General features: G+C 49.1%; 19 tRNA genes and 1 rRNA gene. All 20 read right to left on the reverse strand.

Annotation, left to right across the window (positions count from 1 at the left end):
• Positions 1–215 precede the first annotated feature (215 nt).
• A tRNA-Asp gene (locus LOSG293_RS09625) sits at positions 216–289 on the reverse strand.
• A gap of 4 nt (positions 290–293) precedes the next feature.
• A tRNA-Met gene (locus tag LOSG293_RS09630) sits at positions 294–367 on the reverse strand.
• Between the two features lie 40 nt (positions 368–407).
• Positions 408–479: transfer RNA gene (locus tag LOSG293_RS09635), tRNA-Glu, on the reverse strand.
• A gap of 16 nt (positions 480–495) precedes the next feature.
• A tRNA-Ser gene (locus LOSG293_RS09640) sits at positions 496–583 on the reverse strand.
• 7 nt (positions 584–590) lie between these two features.
• Positions 591–664, reverse strand: a tRNA-Ile gene (locus LOSG293_RS09645).
• Between the two features lie 11 nt (positions 665–675).
• A tRNA-Gly gene (locus tag LOSG293_RS09650) sits at positions 676–746 on the reverse strand.
• A gap of 8 nt (positions 747–754) precedes the next feature.
• Positions 755–827 (reverse strand) — tRNA-Phe (locus tag LOSG293_RS09655).
• Between the two features lie 4 nt (positions 828–831).
• Positions 832–905, reverse strand: a tRNA-Asp gene (locus tag LOSG293_RS09660).
• A 4-nt stretch (positions 906–909) separates the two neighbouring features.
• A tRNA-Met gene (locus tag LOSG293_RS09665) sits at positions 910–983 on the reverse strand.
• 9 nt (positions 984–992) lie between these two features.
• Positions 993–1,082 (reverse strand) — tRNA-Ser (locus tag LOSG293_RS09670).
• 57 nt (positions 1,083–1,139) lie between these two features.
• Positions 1,140–1,213 (reverse strand) — tRNA-Ile (locus tag LOSG293_RS09675).
• 16 nt (positions 1,214–1,229) lie between these two features.
• Positions 1,230–1,303 (reverse strand) — tRNA-Met (locus LOSG293_RS09680).
• A 37-nt stretch (positions 1,304–1,340) separates the two neighbouring features.
• Positions 1,341–1,414 (reverse strand) — tRNA-Pro (locus LOSG293_RS09685).
• Between the two features lie 6 nt (positions 1,415–1,420).
• Positions 1,421–1,494 (reverse strand) — tRNA-Arg (locus tag LOSG293_RS09690).
• A gap of 19 nt (positions 1,495–1,513) precedes the next feature.
• Positions 1,514–1,599 (reverse strand) — tRNA-Leu (locus LOSG293_RS09695).
• Positions 1,600–1,610: 11 nt separating this feature from the next.
• Positions 1,611–1,682 (reverse strand) — tRNA-Gly (locus tag LOSG293_RS09700).
• An 18-nt stretch (positions 1,683–1,700) separates the two neighbouring features.
• Positions 1,701–1,773, reverse strand: a tRNA-Thr gene (locus LOSG293_RS09705).
• Between the two features lie 45 nt (positions 1,774–1,818).
• Positions 1,819–1,891: transfer RNA gene (locus tag LOSG293_RS09710), tRNA-Lys, on the reverse strand.
• Between the two features lie 2 nt (positions 1,892–1,893).
• Positions 1,894–1,966, reverse strand: a tRNA-Val gene (locus LOSG293_RS09715).
• A gap of 7 nt (positions 1,967–1,973) precedes the next feature.
• A 5S ribosomal RNA gene (rrf, locus tag LOSG293_RS09720) occupies positions 1,974–2,090 on the reverse strand.
• Positions 2,091–2,227: the final 137 nt, after the last annotated feature.

Consider the following 2,227-nt stretch of genomic DNA (forward strand, 5'->3'; position numbering starts at 1 on the left):
AACCAAGCAAGAACCAAAAAAAGAGTAATTTCAAGGGCTGTTTAGCCTTTGAAATTACTCTATAAATTGTTCATCAACAGGATTTGACAAAGAGCCATTATAGCATAGTGATTGTGTATTTAGGTTCTAGGTTCATTGGCCAATTACGGCATCATAAATATACGCAAAAAAAGAAGACCATCTCTGATCTTCTTTTTGTAACTCCGTCTGTATGACGGTCCGTACGAGACTCGAACTCGTGATCTCCTGCGTGACAGGCAGGCGTCCTAACCAGCTAGACCAACGGACCAAAATTGCGGGAGCTGGATTTGAACCAACGACCTTCGGGTTATGAGCCCGACGAGCTACCAGACTGCTCCATCCCGCGATAATTAAAATATAAATCTACTTAGAACTTTGTCACTCGATGACCCGTATGGGACTCGAACCCATGTTACCGCCGTGAAAGGGCGGTGTCTTAACCGCTTGACCAACGGGTCATTTTTTTACAATAAACGGAGAAGGAGAGATTCGAACTCTCGCGCCGCTTACGCGACCTATACCCTTAGCAGGGGCACCTCTTCAGCCACTTGAGTACTTCTCCATAAAAGTGGGCCTAAATGGACTCGAACCATCGACCTCACGCTTATCAGGCGTGCGCTCTCACCAACTGAGCTATAGGCCCATTGAAAACGAAGCGGGTGACGAGAATCGAACTCGCGACAACAGCTTGGAAGGCTGTGGTTTTACCACTAAACTACACCCGCATATTAAATGGCGCGGGACGGAATCGAACCGCCGACACACGGAGCTTCAATCCGTTGCTCTACCAACTGAGCTACCGAGCCAAAACGGTCCGTACGAGACTCGAACTCGTGATCTCCTGCGTGACAGGCAGGCGTCCTAACCAGCTAGACCAACGGACCAAAATTGCGGGAGCTGGATTTGAACCAACGACCTTCGGGTTATGAGCCCGACGAGCTACCAGACTGCTCCATCCCGCGATAATTAAAAGGAGGATGAGAGATTCGAACTCTCGCGTGGTTTGACCCACCTGACGGTTTTCAAGACCGTTCCCTTCAGCCAGACTTGGGTAATCCTCCATAATATTAGAAAAAAGTGATCCGAAGAATAGTAGGTATATACGCTGTATATACCTATGGACCTTGTAGGACTCGAACCTACGACCGAACGGTTATGAGCCGTTTGCTCTAACCAACTGAGCTAAAGGTCCAAGTTCCAAGACCTAATCGCGGCAGGGGGGATCGAACCCTCGACCTCCCGGGTATGAACCGGACGCTCTAGCCAGCTGAGCTACACCGCGAAGTAATAAATAAAACTATATATAAAAAATTATATAATCGGGAAGACAGGATTCGAACCTGCGACCCCCTGGTCCCAAACCAGGTGCTCTACCAAGCTGAGCTACTTCCCGCTCAAATGCACCCAGTAGGAGTCGAACCTACAACCTTCTGATTCGTAGTCAGACACTCTATCCAGTTGCGCTATGGGTGCAAAATATTAAAATGTTAAATGCCGAGGACCGGGATCGAACCGGTACGGTCATCACTGACCGCAGGATTTTAAGTCCTGTGCGTCTGCCAATTCCGCCACCCCGGCGTTATGGCATAAGCGGAAGACGGGATTCGAACCCGCGACCCCCACCATGGCAAGGTGATGTTCTACCACTGAACTACTTCCGCAAGTAGTAAATGTTACAATGCCGACTAGAAGATTCGAACTTCCGACCCCCTGTTTACAAGACAGGTGCTCTGCCAGCTGAGCTAAGTCGGCATGACTAATATGGGAATGTAAAGTCGGTACGCTTCATTGAAGCAATGAGCCGTGACAGTCTCGAACTGTCGACCCTCTGATTAAAAGTCAGATGCTCTACCAACTGAGCTAACGGCTCAATGGAGGATACAGGGCTCGAACCTGTGACCCTCTGCTTGTAAGGCAGACGCTCTCCCAACTGAGCTAATCCTCCAAAAAACGCGTGGCAACGTCCTACCCTCGCAGGGGGCGATCCCCCAACTACTATCGGCGTGCTAAAGCTTAACTTCTGTGTTCGGCATGGGAACAGGTGTATCCTTTAGGCTATCGCCACCACACTACTGAGAACTCAAGCTCTCAAAACTAGACAATATCAATTTTATTAAGAACACCACTTCGTGGTTAAGTCCTCGACCGATTAGTACTGGTCCGCTCCATGCATCGCTGCACTTCCACTTCCAGCCTATCTACCTGA

The sequence above is a fragment of the Secundilactobacillus oryzae JCM 18671 genome (assembly GCF_000740055.1).
GTDB lineage: Bacteria > Bacillota > Bacilli > Lactobacillales > Lactobacillaceae > Secundilactobacillus > Secundilactobacillus oryzae.